General features: G+C 41.8%; 22 protein-coding genes and 1 riboswitch. Of the genes, 7 read left to right on the top strand and 15 right to left on the bottom strand.

From position 1 onward, the window contains the following. Positions 1 to 71: 71 nt before the first annotated feature. From C6W18_RS18340 to C6W18_RS18330, 3 genes are all read right to left on the bottom strand, one after another. Entirely contained in the window at positions 72 to 764 is a 693-nt protein-coding gene (locus C6W18_RS18340; protein ID WP_105928499.1) for an alpha/beta hydrolase, read from the bottom strand. Between the two features lie 26 nt (positions 765 to 790). Then, on the bottom strand, positions 791 to 2,155 hold the full coding sequence (locus C6W18_RS18335; protein ID WP_105928498.1) for a UDP-N-acetylmuramoyl-tripeptide--D-alanyl-D-alanine ligase: 1,365 nt from the start codon (positions 2,153 to 2,155) through the stop codon (positions 791 to 793). 81 nt (positions 2,156 to 2,236) lie between these two features. After that, positions 2,237 to 3,319, bottom strand: coding sequence for a D-alanine--D-alanine ligase (locus C6W18_RS18330; RefSeq protein WP_105928497.1), 1,083 nt, complete (start codon positions 3,317 to 3,319; stop codon positions 2,237 to 2,239). Positions 3,320 to 3,503: 184 nt separating this feature from the next. Between C6W18_RS18330 and C6W18_RS18325 the strand changes: the two genes are divergently transcribed. Together C6W18_RS18325 and fbpB are read left to right on the top strand one after the other, a co-directional pair. Then, entirely contained in the window at positions 3,504 to 3,824 is a 321-nt protein-coding gene (locus tag C6W18_RS18325; protein ID WP_012008983.1) for a thioredoxin family protein, read from the top strand. Between the two features lie 353 nt (positions 3,825 to 4,177). Continuing rightward, positions 4,178 to 4,327, top strand: coding sequence for a Fur-regulated basic protein FbpB (fbpB, locus tag C6W18_RS18320; RefSeq protein WP_003214266.1), 150 nt, complete (start codon positions 4,178 to 4,180; stop codon positions 4,325 to 4,327). Between the two features lie 99 nt (positions 4,328 to 4,426). Here fbpB and C6W18_RS18315 read toward each other — a convergent pair whose 3' ends face one another. From C6W18_RS18315 to C6W18_RS18280, 8 genes are all read right to left on the bottom strand, one after another. Then, a complete protein-coding gene (locus C6W18_RS18315) occupies positions 4,427 to 4,762 on the bottom strand; it encodes a hypothetical protein (RefSeq protein WP_034323969.1) in 336 nt (111 codons plus the stop codon). Between the two features lie 117 nt (positions 4,763 to 4,879). Beyond that, complete coding sequence (locus tag C6W18_RS18310; protein WP_034323964.1) at positions 4,880 to 5,647, bottom strand: ABC transporter permease; 768 nt, start codon at positions 5,645 to 5,647, stop codon at positions 4,880 to 4,882. Continuing rightward, a complete protein-coding gene (locus C6W18_RS18305; RefSeq protein ID WP_105928496.1) occupies positions 5,625 to 6,551 on the bottom strand; it encodes an ABC transporter ATP-binding protein in 927 nt (308 codons plus the stop codon). The genes C6W18_RS18310 and C6W18_RS18305 overlap by 23 nt, the downstream gene beginning before the upstream one ends. Before the next feature lie 325 nt (positions 6,552 to 6,876). Next, complete coding sequence (locus C6W18_RS18300; RefSeq protein ID WP_189318120.1) at positions 6,877 to 8,115, bottom strand: dicarboxylate/amino acid:cation symporter; 1,239 nt, start codon at positions 8,113 to 8,115, stop codon at positions 6,877 to 6,879. A gap of 75 nt (positions 8,116 to 8,190) precedes the next feature. Beyond that, a riboswitch (cyclic di-AMP (ydaO/yuaA leader) is annotated at positions 8,191 to 8,326 on the bottom strand. A gap of 63 nt (positions 8,327 to 8,389) precedes the next feature. Next, a complete protein-coding gene (locus C6W18_RS18295) occupies positions 8,390 to 9,412 on the bottom strand; it encodes an AI-2E family transporter (RefSeq protein ID WP_034323962.1) in 1,023 nt (340 codons plus the stop codon). 208 nt (positions 9,413 to 9,620) lie between these two features. Then, positions 9,621 to 10,889 (bottom strand): C4-dicarboxylate transporter DctP, encoded by a 1,269-nt coding sequence (gene dctP, locus C6W18_RS18290; protein WP_034323959.1) that lies wholly within the window; start codon positions 10,887 to 10,889, stop codon positions 9,621 to 9,623. Positions 10,890 to 11,013: 124 nt separating this feature from the next. After that, positions 11,014 to 11,697: a response regulator gene (locus C6W18_RS18285; RefSeq protein WP_034323956.1), complete on the bottom strand. Its 684-nt coding sequence runs from the start codon at positions 11,695 to 11,697 to the stop codon at positions 11,014 to 11,016. Then, the gene (locus tag C6W18_RS18280) at positions 11,694 to 13,313 is read right to left on the bottom strand and encodes an ATP-binding protein (RefSeq protein WP_034323953.1); all 1,620 of its coding nucleotides are present in this window, start codon (positions 13,311 to 13,313) and stop codon (positions 11,694 to 11,696) included. The genes C6W18_RS18285 and C6W18_RS18280 overlap by 4 nt, the downstream gene beginning before the upstream one ends. A gap of 67 nt (positions 13,314 to 13,380) precedes the next feature. Here C6W18_RS18280 and C6W18_RS18275 point away from each other — a divergent pair, with 67 nt between their 5' ends. Next, positions 13,381 to 14,478: a DctP family TRAP transporter solute-binding subunit gene (locus tag C6W18_RS18275; RefSeq protein ID WP_105928495.1), complete on the top strand. Its 1,098-nt coding sequence runs from the start codon at positions 13,381 to 13,383 to the stop codon at positions 14,476 to 14,478. Between the two features lie 176 nt (positions 14,479 to 14,654). Here the strand turns inward: C6W18_RS18275 and C6W18_RS18265 are convergent, their stop codons facing one another. Continuing rightward, positions 14,655 to 15,485 (bottom strand): EcsC family protein, encoded by an 831-nt coding sequence (locus C6W18_RS18265; protein WP_105928493.1) that lies wholly within the window; start codon positions 15,483 to 15,485, stop codon positions 14,655 to 14,657. 155 nt (positions 15,486 to 15,640) lie between these two features. On the opposite strand from C6W18_RS18265, the gene C6W18_RS18260 reads away from it, so the two are divergent. From C6W18_RS18260 to C6W18_RS18245, 4 genes are all read left to right on the top strand, one after another. After that, complete coding sequence (locus C6W18_RS18260; RefSeq protein WP_003214275.1) at positions 15,641 to 15,901, top strand: GlsB/YeaQ/YmgE family stress response membrane protein; 261 nt, start codon at positions 15,641 to 15,643, stop codon at positions 15,899 to 15,901. A gap of 219 nt (positions 15,902 to 16,120) precedes the next feature. After that, positions 16,121 to 17,398 carry an Nramp family divalent metal transporter gene (locus C6W18_RS18255; RefSeq protein ID WP_034323945.1) on the top strand — a complete coding sequence of 426 codons (1,278 nt, stop codon included), beginning with the start codon at positions 16,121 to 16,123 and terminating at the stop codon, positions 17,396 to 17,398. A gap of 72 nt (positions 17,399 to 17,470) precedes the next feature. Next, positions 17,471 to 18,040 (top strand): GNAT family N-acetyltransferase, encoded by a 570-nt coding sequence (locus C6W18_RS18250; protein ID WP_034323942.1) that lies wholly within the window; start codon positions 17,471 to 17,473, stop codon positions 18,038 to 18,040. A gap of 98 nt (positions 18,041 to 18,138) precedes the next feature. Further along, positions 18,139 to 18,402 carry a response regulator gene (locus C6W18_RS18245; protein WP_105928492.1) on the top strand — a complete coding sequence of 88 codons (264 nt, stop codon included), beginning with the start codon at positions 18,139 to 18,141 and terminating at the stop codon, positions 18,400 to 18,402. Positions 18,403 to 18,442: 40 nt separating this feature from the next. On the opposite strand, the gene C6W18_RS18240 is transcribed toward C6W18_RS18245, so the two are convergent. The 3 genes from C6W18_RS18240 to C6W18_RS18230 form a co-directional block, all read right to left on the bottom strand. After that, the gene (locus C6W18_RS18240; protein ID WP_017358410.1) at positions 18,443 to 18,664 is read right to left on the bottom strand and encodes a hypothetical protein; all 222 of its coding nucleotides are present in this window, start codon (positions 18,662 to 18,664) and stop codon (positions 18,443 to 18,445) included. A 71-nt stretch (positions 18,665 to 18,735) separates the two neighbouring features. Continuing rightward, the gene (locus tag C6W18_RS18235) at positions 18,736 to 19,047 is read right to left on the bottom strand and encodes a hypothetical protein (RefSeq protein ID WP_017358411.1); all 312 of its coding nucleotides are present in this window, start codon (positions 19,045 to 19,047) and stop codon (positions 18,736 to 18,738) included. A gap of 14 nt (positions 19,048 to 19,061) precedes the next feature. After that, a partial coding sequence (locus tag C6W18_RS18230; RefSeq protein ID WP_223251745.1) for a pre-toxin TG domain-containing protein occupies positions 19,062 to 20,107 on the bottom strand: 1,046 nt, incomplete at its 5' end.

Raw genomic sequence — 20,107 nt, 5'->3', positions numbered from 1 at the left:
AAAATGTTGCAGATTTTAACAAGTGGGATTCAATTTATATTAGTTTAGCCACATTTTCGCTTTTCTATATATTAAATTGCTTTTTTTAGAAATTGTTCTACTTTCTCAAACAATTGCTGTGCACATGGCTCGTGACAAACATGATGTTTACAGTCAGGTAAATAAAACATTTCTTTCTGGCGAGATGGGATTTTATGATAAATAAATTCTGCGCTAGAAGCGGGAACAATCCCGTCGCTTTCCCCTTGAACAATTAAGACGGGCAGATGAAGTTTCTCCAGGGAGCTCTTCGTTTGTTTGACCAGCTTCATAAATTCTACAGCAGCTGATAGCGGCGTGCTCGTTAGCTTATGACGATACCGATCATACAAGGGGTTCGTATCAATCAACCCAGACAAAGATTCCTTCACCATCTGCCTTGTGTCTTGGATCATCTGTTTTGGGTTCACATATTTTGCCGCAGCACTTAAAAGGACAAGGCGGGCAACCGGATACTTCGCAGCTAAGTAAGAAGCAATCATCCCGCCCATTGAAAAGCCGACCAAATAAATGGTGTCACAAGTTCGGTAGAGGGATAAAAGTTCTAGTTCAGCTGTCGCAATCCACTCTTGATAAAGAATGCCTTTTAACTGAAGTTCCTTCCCATGACCCGGAAGCGTGACAGACTGCACGTTCCAATCTGTCGTCTGCTTTAAATACTGTGCCAGCGGTTCTACCTCATAAGGGGCTCCAGTAAAACCGTGTATACATAGACAGCCAATCATTCTGTCACCTTCTTTGCCGCTAACTTTTATAGTGCAGTAATGACTTCTTCCAATCTCATGCCGCGTGAGGCTTTGACAAGAACAACATCGTCAGGTCCTGCCACTTCAGCTAGTTTTTTCTTCAGTTCCTCTTTGTCCATACATGAGAACACGCGCGCGTCTCCAAATGCTTTCTTCGCTCCTTCAGCAATGAATGCACCAAGACGTCCATACGTCATGACATGATCAATAAACTCAGGCTTGATGTATCGACCTAGTTCATAATGATACGTTTCTTCTTCGCTTCCCATCTCAAGCATATCACCAAGTACTAGAATGCGATTGGCGAAACCGTCCATATCTCCTACAAGATCAATCGCCGCTTTCATGGAAGTAGGACTCGCATTATACGCATCGTTTATGACCGTGATTCCTTTCTCTGTTGTAAACAGCTCAAGACGCATCCCTGTCAATTTCGTTTGCATCAACCCTTGGGTTATTTGTCTTTCATTCAGCCCAAAATGCTGGCCAATGGCAATAGCAGCAAGCGCATTCTTCACATTATGTTTCCCTAATACAGGAATGAGAAACGCCTGAGCGTACCCTTCGACTTGAAATTCAGTTCCTTCTGCAAGCTGATTGATGTGATTCACTCTGATATCACAGTCCTCTGCTTCTCCAAAGGTTTTCACGTTGTGAGTTAGTGCATTCGCTCTTTCGCGAAGCAAGGGCTCATCTCCTAAGTAATAAAAAACGCCATCCTCTTTTAACCCTTTTGTGATCTCACATTTTGCATCGGCAATTGCTTCTCTTGATCCTAAATCTTGCATATGAGATTCTCCGACATTGGTGATGACTGCTGCATCAGGCTCAGCAAGGCTTGACAAAAACTCAATTTCACCTTTTGCACTCATGCCCATCTCCAAAACAGCGATCTCTGTTCCTTTTGGCATCGCAAGAATGGTGAGCGGAAGGCCGATATGATTATTAAAGTTGCCATCTGTTTTATGGACTTGATACGCCGTTTGTAATACTGAATGAATCATGTCTTTCGTTGTTGTTTTTCCATTACTTCCAGTAATACCGACAACACGAGGGTTTTCTTCTTTCAAGTATGCTTTCGCCAGCTGTTGCAGTGCAGCCAGTGTATCCTCTACAAGAATGACTGGAACGCCTTCTGGCGGATTGGCTTCTTTTTGATCCCAAAGAACAGCTGCAGCTCCAAGCTCCACTGCTTTTGAAGCAAATGTGTGACCGTTAAAATGTTCTCCAATAAGCGGGATAAACAGTGCACCTTTCGATACTTTTCGTGTATCTGTTGTCACTCCGTGAATCTGCTCTTCGCCAAAAGATTGATTAGATAGTGTTCCACCAGCCATTTGGGCGACTTGTTTCACTGTACGTTTGATCATGTTTTTTCGCCTCTCTTTCTCATTTCACGTTTGAAGGAAAAGAGACACTACCTATAGGATAGTGTCTGCTTGTTGCCCACATTAAAAAGTTGTTTTAATGGTTTGTTTTTCTTGATGGCGTTCAATTGCAAGTGACACCAGCTTTTCAATCAACTCAGGATACTCTACACCAGTATGTTTCCAAAGCAGCGGGAACATACTGAATGGTGTGAATCCAGGCATTGTATTCACTTCATTGATCAGCACTTTGCCTTCCTCTGTTAGGAAGAAGTCTGCACGCACGAGGCCAGCTCCATCAATGGCTTTAAATGCATTAATCGCCATATCGTGAATCGTCTTGTATTCATCCTCTGAAACACTAGCAGGAATGATCAAGTCTGTATCGCCATCTTCATATTTTGCTTTGTAGTCATAAAAATCTGTTTTAGGTGCAATTTCACCAACAACAGAACATTTCGGCTCGTCATTTCCTAATACACCAATTTCGATTTCTCTTCCAATGACGCCTTCTTCTACGACAACACGACGATCATATTGGAAAGCCAAATCAAATGCTGCTTGAAGCTCTTCTTTGCTGCGACATTTACTAATTCCAACACTTGATCCCATGTTGGCAGGTTTCACAAAGCATGGATAGCCTAGTACTTGCTCCACCTGTTCTAAGCTGTCTGATGTTGTTTTCTCATAGTCTTTTTTATTGAAGGAAAGGTGCTTTGCTTGTGCAAGTCCTGCTTGCGCAAAAACATCTTTCATCATGACTTTATCCATACCCGCAGCAGAAGCGAGAACGCCGTTACCGACATACGGGATATTTAACAGTTCAAGTAAACCTTGCATCGTTCCATCTTCACCATTTGGTCCGTGCAGCAATGGGAAGACGACATCAATCTTCTCATCAGCTGATGTAGGCTGTGGAAACATGCTCTCATTTAAAGAAGTTGGTAAAAACGTCTTTGCGTTTTGTTCAAATTGAAGCATTTTGACGTTTGATACTGGTTCAGTGAGTTTTTCTCCTCTTAGCCATTCGCCCTCTTCTGTAATATAAATTGGATGTATATCGAACTTCTCAGTGTTAAGTGCTTTTGTTACTGCAAGGGCTGTTTGCAGTGATACATTATGTTCGGCTGACTTTCCGCCGTAAACCAATCCTAAACTTATTTTCAATGGATACTCCCCCCACTAAAATTCATCTTTACTATCTTATCACTTTCAAGCGAAAATGCTCTAATTTATTTTTCTTGTTACGGAATTGAAATGATTTGTAAAGGTTGTAAGCGCCCCCCAAGCATTTGTATGTCATTCGCCTTTATTTTATATTAAAATGACATTGAAAAGGAGTTGTGACAAATTGAAAAAAATCACAAGTACTGAACAATTCAATGAAATCATTCAATCAGACAAAGAAGTCATCGTTAAATTCTTTGCGACATGGTGTCCTGATTGCACAAGAATGGACATGTTCATTCCAGACATTTTAGAGGCTTATGCTCACCATGAATGGTTTGAAATAAACAAAGATGACTTCCCTGAATTAGCGGAAACCTATCAGGTCATGGGTATTCCCAGCCTGTTAATTTTCAAAAATGGTGAAAAAACAGGTCATTTACACAGTGCAAACGCAAAATCACCCGAAGAAGTGACAGAGTTTCTTCAAGAACACGTTTCATAATTGATAATAATGAAAGACATCAGCAAACTCTTGCTGGTGTCTTTTTCATTTCTTCTCTATCCTCTTTTATCAAATCCCTACATAAGACGAGAAGTATGGCCAAAACGTTTCAACGAAGAAAAGAATGTTTTCTATGATGCCACGACAAGAATTGACAGCGAATTATTTCCTGGGAAAGAATTCAAAGTCGATAGGGCTGGGAATATGTCGGTTACGTGAATTTTCTGAATTGAATCTTTACTTCTGACATTTGACTTTGTATAATGAAATTGCTAGCTAATTGAAAATGATTATCAATTTCATCTATGTGAAATCTTATAAATACCCATTCTTATAAAGGAGCGATGAGTCACATGTCTAAGAAAAAGATCAAAACATACCAGCAATTGATTGAAGAGAACAAGAAAGCGATCATGCGCGATCCTAAGATGATGGAAAGTATATACGAAACCATCGACAAAAAGCATCAGAAGCAGCTTGCAGCTGCTGGACGTGAATCATGAATACAAAATGAGCAGTCAAAAGCTGGCTGCTCTTTTGTTTGCCTCAATAGAAATAAAAAAGCCGATAAAATCGAATAACAGATTTTATCGGCTTTTGTTTTAATGTGATTTCACTACACGGTCCTGCTTCATTCCTAAGTAAATGAGCATATACGTGAGATAGCCCATTGTCATCGTTAAACCACCGAAAAAGAATTGAGAAAATACAGGTTCCTCAAATGTCGTGACGGCAGCAAGAATGATCCAGCTCGCATATAAATAAACCATGAACCACTTCATGTTTCTTTTAAGTGTATACAGAAAGAAAAGACCGGCTAATGAAAAGATCCCTAGCGCTAGTCTGAAATAAACAAGATGATCAAACTGGAAGGCAAAAGACACAAACGAAAACGACAGCAGCAACAAAATGGGTAAAGCCGTAATGAAATTTTTCACGATAGTGCCACCTCCATGACTCCTCTTTATTATAAGACAAAATCAGTCGGTTATCGTGAAATACAGACTCGTTTTCACAAAGATGTCACGAATTTTTCTTGTTATTTGACACAATTTTTACACATTTACATCACGCTTCCAAAAAAGGAACCAAGCCGTTCCAACAAAGAAAACAAAATGCGCCCCTACAATGAATAAAGAAAACAAAGGACTCATTCCATCAAAAGGCGGCGGTCCTTGAAAGCTGTATTGGGTAAAGTCCGTATTGGCAAAAAGCAGGATTTTCCCCCACTGATTTTCAAAGAGAGACATGATGGGCACAAGTGATTTTGCCGCATATAAAACAAAGAATGAGGTGACAAGCGCAATCAGGCTGTTCCTAAATAAACTGGAACACATAAAAGCAAAGCTTGCCATCATGACCACTTCCACCCACTGTGATCCGATGACTGCAAACGTATGCTGAAATAACCGTCCCGTACTTTCATCAAATCCAGTACCAAAGAAAATAAGGCCAAATAGAAAAGCTAGCACGTAATAAAAAACAAACAGGTAGATGACCGCTAGCACAAGTGTCATATATTTTGACAGAAAAATATGCAGCCTTGTCTTTGGACGGATGAATAAGAACTTGATCGTCCTTTTTTGAAACTCTGTTGAGATCAGTGTCGCGCCAATGACGACAGCGAGCACTTGTAAAATAAACACGACGTTTGTGGAATAGGCAAAATAGTTCGCGGCCGTGTCTTGTCCACCAATGCTGGATATGACTCGTTTCAAGGTTAAAGCCATCGCCATCTGAAAGACAACGATCAATCCGAGTGCAATGAATGTGATCTTTTGCCTCATGATTTTTTTATGCTCATTTTTGATCAGTTGAAGCATCTGCTGTCCCGCCTTCCGTCCATTTCATAAAGGCCTCTTCAATGGATTGTTTTTGAGGCGTCATTTCTAGTACATCAAACCCTGCCAACACGAGTTGTCTGTTAAGCTCTGACACACGCTCTTTGTTCAGTTGAAGCAGTACCTGGTCTCCATTTCGTTCATATGTATATCCATTTCTGTCGAGCCATGAAGCGGCCTTTTCTACTGGCTGAATATTCATCAGCACCTGCTCTTTGCCTTCCATGTCCCGGAGATTTGCACTCGCTCTGATCTGTCCTTTTTGAATGATGATCATACGGTCACATAACTCTTCTACCTCATGCAATAAATGCGTGGCAAATAACACGGAGGTTCCTTCTTCTTGTACGAGCGTTTGCAAGTGCTCGCGAAATTCCTTCATTCCTGCGGGATCAAGCCCATTTGTCGGTTCGTCTAAAATCAGCAAATTGGGCTGATGCAATATGGCTTGTGCAATTCCAAGCCTTTGTTTCATCCCCAATGAATACGTCTTGACCTTCTGATGAATGGCGTGCTCCAGACGAACTCTTTTCACCACTTCATGAATGCGGTCCTCGGAAACTCCATCGTACATCGCCGCATACAGTTCAAGGTTTTCAAAGCCTGTTAAATACGAATAAAACTCAGGATTTTCTATGATGGCACCAACAGATGACATCGCCTTTAGAAATTCATGATCCTGAGAATATCCATTGATCATGATTCGGCCATTGTTTTTTTTCATCAAGCCCACGATCAGCCTAATCAAGGTCGTTTTTCCAGACCCATTTGGTCCAAGTAAACCGACAATCTCTCCCTGCCCAATCTCCATAGAAATATCTTGCAAAATCATATGTCGGCCAATTTGTTTATCGACTTTCTCTACTTTTAGAACAGCAGACTGCAAAGTGGTTCCTCCTTCTGATGTAAAGCCTATGGCGGCATGTTAGACCGCTCATTCTGTTAAAAGTATATCACGCAAAACAAGAAGCTCCATGAAAAAAAGGGCTGATCCAGTCAGCCCTCAGATTGATGACAAAGGGCTAAAATGATCTTTATTTTAGCTCTTTGTCTTTTTTTTCAGCGTGATATGAAAACCCTTGAAGTCTAGGAAGGCCGAGTACTGGAGCGGAGCGAATTTGATATTCGTGAGCACCAGCACGCAGAACTGACACCGAATGCGAGGGTTTGTCTTCACGCTGAGGGCTGATCCAGTCAGCCCTTCATTCATATTACATCGATAAGTTAGGTGATGAGTCTTGCTCATGTTTTTTCTCAGTTTCTGTCACAATCACCGCACATGCTGCGTCACCTGTAATATTAACTACGGTTCTTGCCATATCTAATAAGCGGTCAATACCAAGGATGAGCGCAATGCCTTCAACAGGTAGCCCCACAGAATTCAATACCATGGCCAGCATGATGAGACCTACTCCTGGAACACCCGCTGTGCCGATACTGGCCAAAACGGCTGTTAAGACAACGGTAATCAATTGAACAAGCGTCAGCTCCACCCCATATACTTGAGCGATAAAAATGGTCGCGACCCCTTGCATAATCGCCGTACCATCCATATTAATGGTTGCACCAAGAGGCTGAACAAAACTTGAAATCGGCTCTGGCACCTTCAAACGTTTCTGCGCTGTTTCCATTGACACCGGCAGGACTGCGTTACTGCTTGATGTACTAAATGCAACAACCATCGCTGGAGAAAATCCTTTGAAAAATGCCATCGGATTTCGTTTAGCTAAAATGGCGACAGTTGATCCATAGGTCAGGAAGAAATGCAGCACGAGCGCAATGAAAACGACCGAGAAATAGAGCCCCATGGCTTTCATAGCATCTAGCCCCTGACTGCCAATGGCCGTTGCGATCAAACCGAATGTCCCGTACGGTGCGAACTTCATCACAACACCGACAAGATACATCATTAATTCATTTCCTTGTTCAAACAGCTTCAGCAAGCCTTCCGTTTTTTTACCGAGCATGGCAATACCAAGACCCAAAAATATACAGAAAACAATAATTTGAAGCATGTTACCTTCGACTAAAGATTGGACTGGATTGGTTGGAATAATGTTGAGAAGTGTCTCTGCCATTGATGGCGCTTCCTCTGCGGTATAATCAGCCGATTTCGTATCAAAATTGCCGAATGATCCCGGCTTGATGAGTAAGGCCAGTGAAATGCCAATGACAAGGGCAAATGTGGTAGTGAGTAGAAAGTAAGTAATGGTTTTTGCTCCGATTCTGCCAAGCTTTTTCGGATCACCCAGGCCTGCCACTCCAAGTGTGATGGAAAAGAATACAATCGGCACAACTAACATTTTAATCAGGTTTAAGAAGATTTGACCTAGAGGTGTGAATAGATAGGGATCTAACACTTTGAATACATTTGGAGCAAAAATGTTGAGCAGAAGTCCTGTGATTGCACCAATAATTAGGGCAATGATAATTTTCGTCGCTAGCTTCAATAAAATCTCCCCTTCCTCGTCAAAAAGGCCCACAAGAGAGTTTTCTCGTGGGCCTGCGTGTCCATACATGTACCACCGTTCACTCTCTTCACGCTGATGAGGTTAGCTGACGGGTTAGGACGAAGAGATGTCCTTTTTTCTCATCAAAGAAAAATTCACCCCAAAATAATGGGTCCCCCATTCCTTTAGAAGGATTAAGCGTGTGGTAATATGATATTTTCATACCATTTATACCTTATTTTTAGAAAATTGTAAACAGGTTCATATGAACTTTTTAATTACTTTCTTCCTTATTTGTGACCTCCAAAATGTCTAAAATAAACACAAAGATTGGGATACCGATAATGAGTCCCCAAATGCCAATATAGTGTTCAGAGAAAATCAGCACAATAAATGTGAAGAAAATAGGGAGTTCTGTTTTAGCTGACATGAGCTTTGGATTTAAGAAATAGGCTTCAATTGCATGGATGATAACGATGACCAGCACAATATAAAGGACATACATTCCGCCTCCAAGTGTATATGCAATGATGCTCAATGGAATGAGAGAGATGACCACACCCGCTACAGGAATTAAGCCTAGCAAAAAGACCATGACCGCTAATCCAAACAACTGCGGAAAGCCCATAATGCCAAGCGCAATTGTCGTTAAGACACAGTTAACGGTGGCAATGATAAACTGTGCTTCAAGTACCTTCCCAAACGTTCTGGAGAATTTACGTCCAAAGAAAGCAATTTCATGATAGAACACGGAGATTTTACTCGTTTTGAACTTGTTCATGAATTGGATGAGACGTTCCTTTTCGAACAGGAAGAACATGCTTAATATTAAGGACATAATGACCTGGATACTGAACGTGCTGAAATCTGTTAAGTATGTATAGAGGAAATTAAACCCTTTCTCAAAATAAGATGATATTTTGATATCTCCGAATACGTTGGTGATGACGTCAAAGAAGGGTAAATCTTGTGGATGATCTGCAATTTTCTTTCCTAAATGAAATAACTGCTCTACCTGTTTGGCGATGATTGGCACAAAAACGAAGCCGCCAAACGTCAATCCACCAGCCAGGAGAATATACAAAAGGGTAATGACCGATTTCTGTCCTATTTTTAGGAAGTGATTTAAAAAGCCTCTAATGACCTCTTCTAACCGATTCATCAAAAAGGTGAATATGAAGGTCAGGAGAATTAAATTCATCATTCCTCTTAATAGATATAATACTGTGGCTAATACTACAAATACTGAAAACCGTTTAACACCGGGTTTTTCGAACAATTTTAAAAATGCCGCCATTACGTTCCACACCTGCCAGGACTAAAGTCTATTTTTCATCGGATCTGATATATATTATATCGGACCTTTCTGTAAATTATATAACAAAAGGTCAAAGAGGTCTTACGATTCGCCCTAATTTTATCAAGCTTTTATGTTTTTTCTTTTCATCACAAAAAAACCGAACCCCATGTAGAACATAAGGTTTCGGTTTTTGGTTGTTTTTATACTAAACGGCTTGCTTGATATTCCGCATTTCTTGAAGCGCTGTTTTACTCTTCGCTTCGTCAAATTCACCTTCACTTTTAGCTACAACAATGGTTGCGATTCCATTTCCAATCAGGTTTGTAATGGCTCTTCCTTCACTCATGAATCGGTCAACCCCAAGCAGCAGTGCAAGGCCCTCAAGCGGAATGACCTGAAGTGCAGCAAGTGTAGATGCCAGCACGATAAATCCACTTCCTGTGACCCCTGCCGCTCCCTTTGATGTGAGCATGAGAACAAGGATAATGGTGATCTGCTGACCGATAGACAGATCCACACCAAAAACTTGTGCTAAGAAGACTACGGCCATCGATAAGTATATTGAAGTTCCGTCTAAGTTAAAAGAATAACCTGTTGGAATGACAAGTCCAACAACCGACTTAGAACAGCCATAGCGTTCCATTTTATCCATCATTCTTGGCAGCACTGATTCTGAAGAACTTGTGCCAAGGACAATTAAAATTTCATCCTTGATAAATCGTAGATAACCGAACAGGCTGAAACCATACATTTTACAAATGATGTTCAGCACAACGAAGATGAACAGGAACATGGTCATATAAACGGAGAGCATCAGACTCGCCAGCGGTTTAATCGAAGCCAAACCAAAGTGTCCGATCGTATAGGCCATTGCCCCAAATGCACCGAGTGGCGCTGCACGCATGATATATCCAATGATTTTGAAGAAGACGAGTGACAGCTTATCAAGCCATTCGATGATTCCTTTCCCCTTCTCGCCGAGTGCCGCAAGAGCAACACCGAATAAAATAGAGAAGAATAAGACCTGTAAAATATCTCCCTTCGCAAAGGCATCTACCATGTTAGATGGCACAATGTGTGTCACAAATTCCATCCAGTCGATACCCTGTCCCCCATTTTGGGTATACTGCGAAACATCCCCTTTTTCAAGCTTACTATAGTCAAGACCTGCTCCCGGCTTCATGATATTAACAACAAAAAGACCGATGACCAGAGCAAGCGTTGTCACGACTTCAAAATAAATAAATGCTTTTCCCCCAACTTTTCCAACCTTTTTCATATCCCCCATCTTGGCAATACCAAGAACGATGGTTAAGAAAATAATTGGTGCGATCACCATTTTGACTGCATTGATAAATGTGTCACCAAGCGGCTTCATTTCTTTCCCGACGTTTGGCCAAACCATTCCGACAATGATCCCGATAATGACAGCTGCAATGACCTGAAATGTCAGGTTCTTAAAAAGCCTTTTCATAAAAAATCAACTCCCTCACCCTTTGATGTAAACGCTTAACTGTTATCTGTAGGTAAATGATAGCGATTTCATCAAAGGCTGTGAAGCTTATGGACATATCGTACATTTTGGTCTTTTTGGTCTCTTAGTCGGAATGTACGATATATTTGTTCACAGGCCGACCTATCCCGCCATATTGCATATCTAATTTCAGCTCACCTTCTTTGACAAGGAAGTCTAAATACCGGCGTGCCGTGACACGGGCAATGCCAAGCGCATTAGCGACTTCCTCAGCGGATAGCGCGCCTTCTTGCAAACGCATATAGGCTTTAATTTCGTTCATCGTATGCACATTCAGCCCCTTAGGGAGCCATGTATTTTCCTGCTTCACGGCAGGCTTTCGTATGATATCATCCAGCATCTCCTGAGAAAATTCTGCTGCGGTGCGAATTTTCGATTTAAATGCTTTATAGCTTTCAAGCGATTCTTTCATTCGTTCAAATTTGAACGGTTTAATAATATAATCCCGCGCACCATTTTGAAGCATGACGCCAATTGTCTCTTTGTCCTTCGCTGCAGAAATCACAATCACATCCACCTGTATCTTTTGCTTTCTGATGTCTTGCAGCGTTTTGACGCCATCTTTCTTCGGCATATAGACATCAAGTACCACGAGATCTGGACGAATCTCTTTGATCAGCTGAATGCCCTGCTCCCCATTTCCTGCTACAGCCGCCACTTGAAAGCCTGGAACACTCATAATGAACTCTTTATTCACTTCTTGCACCATCGGGTCATCTTCAATTAATAGCACCTTAATCTGAGTCATCTGTCTCTCTCCTCTATTGTCATTGGGAATTCGATTGAGAAGGTGGTACCAATGCCGATGCTTGATGTGACTTCTACGTTCCCCATCCCTTTGTCGATAATCGTTTTTACAATATACAGGCCATAGCCTGTTCCGCCTTCTTTGCCGTATGTGAAGCCTTTATCGAAAATATAAGGAATCATTTTCTCTTCTATCCCGGAGCCATTGTCTTCAATCAAAATCGCGAGAACATCCTCCGTTTGATCAATACTAATCGAAATGAGTTTTGTTTCTCTTTCTATAGAATCATACGAGGCAAAGGCATTCTCGATGAGATTGCCAAGCAGCTTCGTGATATCATGCTGATCTAGCCGCTCTGGAAAATCGCGCAGACAGCTATTTTCATCCACTTCGACTTTTATGCCAAGCTCCTTGCCCCTTCTGATCTTGCTCATCAATAAACCTGCGACGGCATCGTGCTGAATGACGCGGTGAAGAAAGTCCGTCACATGTTCCTGTTCTTCTGTCGTTTGAAACGCAAGGTCGAGCGCCTGTTCAGCTTTGCCAAGCTGAATCAATCCCGCAATCGTATGAAGCTTATTCATATGCTCGTGATTCTGCACCCGAAGGCCGTCAACGAAGTTCTTGACCCCAGTTAGTTCCTCTGCCAATTTAGCCGCCTCTGTCCGGTCCTGAAAAATGGCGACTGCTCCGATGATCTTCTTTTTCATCACAATCGGAATACGGCTGCTCATAATCCGCTTTCCGCTCATATGAATCTCTTCATTGTAGACTGGTTCTGCGCGATCAATGATCTCAGGAAGTCTTGTGTCGGCCAGCACACCCCAAATATTCCGGCCTACTACATCACCAGTCACTCCAAAAATTTGCTTCGCCTTCTCATTAAAAATGGTGATCATATGCTGATTGTCGATGGCAATGACCCCTTCATTGATGGAGTGGAAGGTGGCGGTGCGTTCCTCTAGCATTCTGACAATCTCATGCGGCTCCAGCTTAAACATTTGCTGTTTTATATGACGGGCGAGCAAAAAAGAACCCACAAGCCCAAAGCTGAGCGTCAGCAGCAGGATCATGAGGATATCCTGCTTCATTTCTCCTAATATATCCGCCATACTTGGTAGCGTTCTTCCTACAAGGACAACTCCTGTCTGGTTAAACTTTTCATCCTTCACTGGATAAAAAGCTCTAATGGCTGTCCCCAGCTCTCCTTCTGCTTCTGAAAAATAAATATGCTCTGCAAAAGCCGGCTCTTCATCTGTCCCCTCTGAGCGCTGGCCAATTCTTGTTTTCACTGGATGCGTTAATCTCACATGATCCATATCCATGACGACAATGTAGTCAGCGTCTTGAATAATCCGAATCTCTTCAATCGCATGCTGTAATCGAGAACGTTCTTTTGTCTGACCAGCTAACGCCTGCTTCACCTCATTCATTTCTGCCACTGTTCTCGCTGTATTCATGAGTCTTTTTCGAAGCTCGCGTTCCTCCGTTTGCTGGATTCCCCCGACAAGGACAATTCCTCCGATTAAAAGGGCGAAAATGACAACGAAATATGTGAGGATGGTGAGCTTCCACCTAATAGATAATTGTTGTAATTTCAATCGATTTCTCATCATTTTTTCACCTGTATCTTTACGAATTCTTCCTCTGTCAAGTATGCTTGACATAAGGGGGATCTAACGCATGAAGAATTTACTCGCTTATACGTTATTGCTCATAATCGGTTTTGTAACCGCTTTATACTTTGGTTTTTATCATATGATGCCAAAATCAGCGTCTATATTCGATGATGAACAGACAGGACTGAAGGACCAGCTTGTGTTCAAATTTAGCCATGTCGTGGCAGACAATACACCAAAAGGACTTGCTGCAAAGAAATTTGCTGAGCTCGTGCATGAGAAATCCGATGGGAAAATCAACATTCAAATTTTCTCAAACGGGAGCCTTTATTCTGATATTGAAGAGATTAATGCACTCAAAGAGAATCAAGTTCAATTTATTGCCCCATCTACCTCTAAGCTCGGCATGCTGTCCCCTGAATGGCTGGCACTTGATCTTCCCTTTGCCTTTTCGAATTATGATGCTGTTCAAGAAGGCTTACACGGTGCGATTGGACAGAGATTGTTCGGCACGCTGCAAAAAGATGGTCTAAAAGGAATGGCCTACTGGACAAATGGCTTTAAGCAAATTACCTCTAATAAAGGACCAATCAAACAGCCTGGTGATTTAAACAATCAATCTCTCCGTATTATGCAAAGCGACATGATTGAAAAACAATTCAAACTTCTTGGTGCAAAGCCCTATCAGGAATCGTTTAATTCGACGTTTCAGCTGTTAGAAACAAAAAAAGTAGACGGTGAAGAAAATACAATTTCAAATATTTATTCAAAAAAATTCTATCATATACAAGACTATATGACGATCAGTAATCACGGGTATTTAGGGTATGTTGTCTTAACAGATCAAGCCTTCTTTGATCGCCAGACACCTGAAACGAAGCGAATTTTGCTTGAAGCAATGGAAGAAACAACGGCTTGGAATGAAAAACATGCAGAACAGATGAATAAAGATCAGCTGGAGGACATTAAACGGGAATCTCCGATTGCGATTCATGAATTGACGCCAGAAGAGAGGCTAAAATGGGTGAAAGCCCTTGATCCTTTGTACGATCAAGCCGAAAAAACAATCGGTTACACCCTGATCAAACAGATCCGCGAGCTGCGGGCACGTTATGAACATTCTCCTATTCATGCTTTTCAAGAAGATGATGAGACCAAATAAAAAATCCCTTTGTGAAAAGGGATTTCAGCGTGTAGACAAACCCTCGCATTCGGTGTCAGTCCTGCGTGCCGGTGCTCACGAATCTCAAATTCGCTCCGCGCCGATACTCGTCCTTCCGTTTTCTATCACGCTGAAAAAAGCAGACAAAGGGAATAATGATCATTTTAGCCCTTTCTTTATGCACCAGACTCACTCTGTTCTTGCTGCGTGAGCTCTTCTAATCTTGTTAAAATTCTGCGCTTACGATATTGCATCATGCCAGTCTCGGCAATTCCTTTTAACTGCGAGCGATTGGAGACTGCTCCAAACAAAATCCCTGCAATTGGGACAAGCTGAAATAGCTTCTTCCAGCCAAACGAATCTCGGTAATTATAGACCACTTCACGCCATCCTTGAATTTGGGAGATCATGTTTTCGTGCTTTCCTTCGGATGCATGGTAGCTCTTCAGCTCTTTTAGTATCGACTTTTTCCCAACGACATCAGCAGAGTTTAGCTGCAAACATTTAATGATAAACACCCGTTCTTCCTTGTTTTTAGGATCATAGCCATAGGTGACAGCAATATCCTGTAATGTTTTTAAAGAAAGACCCAGCACCGCAGGAATATCTGCCGCTAGTGTAAACATGCCGCCGACACCTGTTGTCGCACCTTGCACCGTGGCAAGATTCGTTCTGTTTTTCCCCATGTGTTCACTAATGGCATCCATGACTTCAATAGGGGCGTTTTCAATATCCTCTATGCGCTGAATGGATTCGTCGGCACATTTCTTTTGAAATTGATGAATGATGCCTTTTTCTGATGTCAAATAGACACCGCCTGATTGAATATAATTCCCCATTTCATCTAGTAGCAAACCGATTTTTTTCTGAATAAAAGCTGGAGTCAGCTTGTCCAGCATTTGAAATGGCAGACGGCTGAGTTTCTCCCAAAACCACACCTTTTGCTGTTCTTTCTCCCATTTTTCAATCTCTTTTAATTGTGCTTTTAGCCACTCTCTTTCCTCCATGCCATTTCCTCCTTAGATGCCGTTGAAGTATTTGTCTGTTATTATACACAATCCTTGTCCATCCTACGTTTCAAACATCGAAGCGGTTCCGAGAGGTTTTAAACTCTTTCAAAACGGTTATTGCTTAATAAACAATCAAAAGAGGAGTGATCAACATGTTAGGATTTCTGATTTCATTAGTTGTTGCGATTGTCATTGGCCTTATCGGCAGTGCACTCGCTGGAGGTAGTGTACCAGGAGGATGGATCGGTTCAATGATTGCAGGGCTTGCAGGCGCTTGGATTGGTCATGGATTACTTGGAACGTGGGGTCCTAGTCTTGCAGGCTTTGCGATCATTCCAGCGATCCTAGGGGCAGCTATTTTTGTTATTATTTTAAGCCTGATCTTCCGTAGTGTTGGATCAAGGGTTTCTTAAAAATTGAAAACAGAGGAAGCAGAGGGGCACCGCCTAAGAGGCGGTGTTTTTTTATGTGTTGATTGACATCGCATCTAATTTTTTCACTTACATATGATAAACAAACCTATTAGTTCAGATAGTTGACTTTTCATGAAGATGGGCATATGATGATTAAAAATTGCATCGAGGAAACTTTTTGTGCCCAAGCAAAACTTTGTAGAATCTAGGTGATGACATATGACAAACAAATACATCGAGGCACAGGCACACATGTCAGCAGCTGCTGAGCGTGCACTTGAAGGAAAGGTCAAAGGGTTTAGAAGGCTCCTTCCTTTTCTCGGCCCTGCTTTTATCGCAGCCATTGCTTATATTGATCCAGGGAATTTTGCCACCAACATTGCCGCTGGCTCAAAATACGGGTATCTTCTCTTATGGGTCATTCTCATATCGAATCTGATGGCTTTACTCATCCAGTCTCTGTCTGCAAAGCTTGGAATAGCGACGGGTAAAAATTTACCCGAAATCGCACGTGAAGAGTTTCCAAAGCCCGTCTCCATCGGCTTATGGATTCAGGGCGAGCTCGTGATAATTGCCACAGATTTAGCCGAGTTTATCGGGGCTGCACTTGGTTTATACTTGCTCTTTCGTATCCCGCTGCTTGAAGCATCAATTATTGCAGCCATCGGATCATTTGCGATTTTAGAGCTGCAAAGACGGGGATATCGAGCATTAGAAGCAGGCATCACTGGTATGCTGTTCGTTGTAGTGATCGCTTTTGCAGTGCAAACCTTTGTCGCAAAGCCAGATATCGCAAGTGTTGCAGGCGGACTTTTCATTCCGAGGTTTGATGGAACAGATAGTGTGCTGCTTGCAGCTGGAATTTTAGGTGCCACTGTGATGCCACACGCGATTTATTTACATTCAGCTTTAACGCAAAGAAGAGTCGTCGGCCGAACGGAAAAAGAGAAAAAACTGATTTTTCGCTTTGAATTTTTAGACATCCTTATTGCCATGCTAGTCGCTGGGGCCATCAATGCCAGCATGTTGATTGTAGCAGCCGCTTTATTTTATAAAAATGGTCTCTTTGTTGAGGATCTGGATGTCGCGTTTCAGCATTTTGGTACACTCGCAGGTCCTGTGTCAGCCATCTTATTTGGTGTAGGTCTGCTTGTAGCCGGGCTTTCCAGCTCTTCTGTCGGTACACTGTCAGGCGATATTATTATGCAGGGATTTATTCAATACCGGATCCCGCTGTATGTACGCCGGCTGATTACCATCATTCCCCCTATTGTGATTATCGCATCTGGGGTGAATCCAACATCTGCGCTTGTGATGAGTCAGGTGGTATTATCTTTTGGTATAGCCTTTGCTTTAATTCCGCTCATTTTGTTTACAAGTAAAAAACGAATTATGGGCGAATTGACGAATGCTCGCTGGGTGACAGGAATATCTTGGGTGATAGCAGCTCTTGTTGTAGCACTTAATCTCTTTTTAATTGTGAATACGTTTATGTAAAAGACAGTCATGATGCTGTCTTTTTCTTTTCATTTGGTTATGGTAGAATTTTCCCTGAGAGGATGTGGTCACATGTTTTTTTATCAGGATCAAGATCTATCCATGCGACTGCTTGAGCCAAGAGACGCACGAAGTCTGTACCTGCTCATCCAGCGGTCAAGAGAGCACTTACGTGAATGGATGCTTTGGGTGGATACAACGCAAACAGAAGAAGACAGCATGGCGTTCATTCAAGGCGCAATGCAGCAAGCCTTGCAGAACAACGGCTTTCAAGCGGGCATATGGTCACATGGAGAACTCGTCGGCATCATTGGCACCCACCAGATTCATTGGATCAACCGAACCGTTTCAATTGGCTATTGGCTCGGAGAAGGCTACCAAGGAAAAGGCATCATGACAAAAGCGTGTAAAGCCGTCATTCAATATTTATTTGAAGAGTGCGGACTGCACCGCATTGAAATCAGGGCCGCTGTCGATAACCAGAAAAGCAGACGCATCGCAGAGCGATTATCCTTTTCTCTTGAAGGCATTTTAAGACAATGTGAATGGCTGGGCGACCGCTTTACCGATCATTGTGTGTACGCACTTTTACAGCCTGAATATATGACACAAAAAACGCATTCGATCAATCAGTCCACTTAATTGTGTCAATTACATGAATTATTTTACAAAGTGAAGTTTTATGGTATCCGTTGTGATCGGCATCTGATAAAATAGAAGGAAAAATCGAGGTATGATGTATGTCTCTTATTATTTTATTTTACTTATGGATTGTCCCATTATTATTTGGCATTTTCTTCTCATTTTTAACAAAGAAAGCCACATACAAACGCCGTTTTGTCCCATCATATAGCATGGTCGGACTCAGCATCGTTTTTCTGATTCTGGCACTCGTCTTTTCAGCCAGTCATTTTCTATTCATTTGCGGTATGTTCCTTTTTGCCACAACACTTGTCGGCACAGGCATTCCTTTATTCTTGGCCTTTACAAAAACACCATCATAAACAAAAACCACCTTTCCATTAGGAAAAGGTGGTTTCTTTTTTATTGATGAGGCATTCGGTATGTAATAGATGCACCTTGATTTTCTTCAACCGTCTTCACAATGTCTTGCAGAATCTCTGCTGCTCGATCGCTTGAGTCGTACTTGCCGAGAGTTTTTGTCCAAGAATCATTTCCCATGATCCCTTCAATTTTTTTACCCTGTACTGTGACTTCATTGACGTGGACCAGACTTTGCTGGTTTTGTGTGAAAATCCATAGCATGGCTGATTCTCCTTTTTTGTGGTGATTGGATTAGATTAACATATTATTATTAGTTAAATAGATCATAAAATTTAATCTTCAATATAGCTTTCTGCTAGATCAATATCTTGTTTCATCTCTAATTCAGGATATTTTTTATCCAACCTACGCAAACATTTAATTAATTCCTTACTTTGTAAAACTTCTGATATGTCTTCAAACACTTCACTTATCCAATATAAATCTTCTTTACTGCAACGATCTAAATATTCCAACGTTCTCTCTTCGTTTTCTCCGAGAATTTCTATTATTTCATCCCAACTCTTCTGTATACCGTAATCATCATTTAAATCTAATTTTTTTCTTTTATCTAATACTCTATTTAATGTATTTTCAATGTCCATCTTGATCCTCCACATTAAGGTTGTTTTGTAGCATCCGGAAAAATAGTTCCTACTTCTCCATTGGTTTTAATAACTCCAACCCTTACTCCTTTATATTCACCAAAGATAGTCACTCCATTTTCCACTTTAGAAAAATCAGGTGACTCAACAATTTTGGCACCTGCTGCCGCAATATCAGATTCTGTCCAGTTTTCTGGGAACCATGATTGGTTAGAACCTGTTCGTTTTGCTTTCACCTTATGACCAGGCACATTCCCTATCCTAACACCGTTCTCATATACTTTATTTATATTATATTCTATATTATTTTCTTGTAAGAATTTTATATTGTGTTGTCCGTGTCCTCCACCCTTCATTTTTGAAATATCCCCTGTTTTAGGGTTTGTTGTGAAATCTCCTTTATTAGAATGTTTAATGCTATTTTCAGGTATTTTACTTAAACCACTTGTTTTTTTAATTCCCATCTTCCCATGAAACCCTTTCGCCCCAAACGGCAAAAGCATTCCCAGCGCCGCGTTCATACTCGCTTCCTGCTGTTCTTTCGAGACTTTGTTTCCAAACATGTCACGACCCGTAATCGCTTCGCTGAAGCCGTTGGTGGCGGTGAGACCATATAAGCCTTTTTGCGATGTTTTTAAGGCATCAAAGGACTTTTGCGACGTCTTGTAAATGTCGACTGCCCTGACTGCGGCTGATGTCGCTTGGGTGGTTTTATAGACGGCTTTTCCGCCTTTGAAAATGCGACCTGCCCAGCCGACAATTGGGATGTAGCCTGCTGCGGCCATACCGCCTGCGGCGACTCGCTGGCCTGCGGTGAGCTCTTCGCCTGTGATCGGATCAATGCCCGTTGCGGCGCGTTTTGCATCGTTCACACCTGTCAGTTCATTGACAATATTTCCGCCATAATCGAGTGCTTTTTCATACCAAGAGCGGTTGGCGAGTGCTTCTTGTTCCTTCGCAATCTCGCGGGCTTCTTCTTGTTCTTTTTTAATGTTAAGATATTCAGAAGTTTGCTTCTCAATATCGCTTTTCGCCTTGTAGATTTCACTATTTTGATACG

This window comes from Bacillus sp. LLTC93 (genome assembly GCF_002993125.1).
GTDB lineage: Bacteria > Bacillota > Bacilli > Bacillales > Bacillaceae > Bacillus > Bacillus zhangzhouensis.
The sequence above is the reverse complement of the archived record's forward strand: the minus strand, read 5'-3'. Positions and strand labels throughout refer to the sequence as shown.